Below are 1,366 nucleotides of genomic sequence, written 5' to 3' on the forward strand. Positions count from 1 at the left end.
ATCTCGGTAGGTTTCATCCAAGGTGATCTTGTAGTTCTCGAATAAGGAGATGAGTCCCTCGAAAAAAGAAACGATCTCCTTACTGGGCACGAAGATGGGGGCGGGCCATATCGACTTGGCAGCGACCCGATTGATGAGTCGTGCGGTATGAATCTTCGCCTCGTCCCGATCAATGCCAATCTCCCATTGCAGGGATTCAGGGATTCCAGCCGGCGGCCTCGCATGGGGCATGGAGAGTCTGGCTGTCGGTCTGTTACCCGTGACCTCAGCGTCAAGCCTGGTCGGGGTCCTTGCACCCTTACGGGCGAGATGAACCAGCTGTTCGGGGCGGAACAGGCCCATCAGCCGTTCTTCGAAGTAAGCTTCCGCGCGTTTTCCCTCTGGCGACAGGCGTTGTTTCGACAGGTCTGACCAAGCGCGCGTAAACAGATAGCCGAGCTTGAGGACGTGAGTCTTGCCGGTCCCGTTGGCCCCGACGATGACATTGAGCCCTTCGGAAAAATCGAAGGTTGCTTTCCCGAAGGCCGTAAAATTGGTGATCTTGAGGTGCTTTAGCATGTTGGTCTCATCGCTGTCCTGCAAGACGTTGGATTCCAGAGATCAAGGCATTGAAACTGCGAGACCGGTTGCGCGACGGATCCAGCTCCCGACTGATCGCCCGCGATCCTGAGACCTTCTGGTAGCTCGGGGCAAGCCGCTTGAGTTCCTGAGCGGCATTCACGAGCCGATCTGGATCACGATACTTTGCGCTCCAATCCTGTTTCGCCAAACGCTGCGGACCAATCGCGCGACCCACCGCTGCCAGATCGCCAAGATAGAAGCTCTCTAGCTCACGACAGGCGATCCGCACCAGGGCATCGGGCTGCCCCGCCGCGCGGCATGTCGCGACCAATCTGGACTTGATCGCCTTGCAGTCACCCGAATCCTGATCACGCATCACGACAAACTGACTCTCAGGGTGGCGCCAGGCACGTAAGCGGATAGGCAGGCGCTTCTCCAGATCCTGTTTGCCTTCGAAGACGACAAATTGCGTCGTGCACTGCTCTGGCAGCACCCTGGGTAAAATGCCTTGCAACAGTTCTTTCGCTGATGGCTCTTCAAGAAAGAAGACCAAATGCGTCATTGCGGCCCGGCCCCACGAAAGAATCCCTCCTTCCAGAGGTAGCCCATCTGATCGCCCTCGGCCATGAAGGCGGAAATCTGTTCATCATCGCGCGCACGCTTGACCTTGGTCGAGCCCTGCTCTCTAACCAGCCAATAGACTTCATCGAGTTGTGTCGCGTTGAGAAAGTCCGGCGAATGGGTGGAGACCAAGACCTGTCCACCCTGCTCGGCATAGGCGCGAAATTCCTCGGCAAGCTCCCAA

At 57.2% G+C, this 1,366-nt stretch carries 2 protein-coding genes and 1 pseudogene; all 3 read right to left on the reverse strand.

The window, feature by feature from the left end:
- Positions 1-558, reverse strand: a 558-nt coding sequence (locus VBE63_RS29395) for an AAA family ATPase (protein WP_323686514.1), incomplete at its 3' end; no start/stop codon positions are given.
- A gap of 7 nt (positions 559-565) precedes the next feature.
- Positions 566-1,123 carry a DUF4276 family protein gene (locus VBE63_RS29400; RefSeq protein WP_323686515.1) on the reverse strand — a complete coding sequence of 186 codons (558 nt, stop codon included), beginning with the start codon at positions 1,121-1,123 and terminating at the stop codon, positions 566-568.
- Positions 1,120-1,366: pseudogene (locus VBE63_RS29405) on the reverse strand (AAA family ATPase); the annotation flags it as partial. The pseudogene VBE63_RS29405 and the gene VBE63_RS29400, both read right to left, overlap by 4 nt.

Source organism: Lamprobacter sp., from assembly GCF_034860625.1.
In the GTDB taxonomy this organism is placed as follows: domain Bacteria; phylum Pseudomonadota; class Gammaproteobacteria; order Chromatiales; family Chromatiaceae; genus Lamprobacter.

Excerpts from the sequence above, each read along its gene's own strand:
- VBE63_RS29400 (WP_323686515.1), bottom strand. The coding sequence starts at position 1,123 with ATGACGCATTTGGTCTTCTTTCTTGAAGAGCCATCAGCGAAAGAACTG.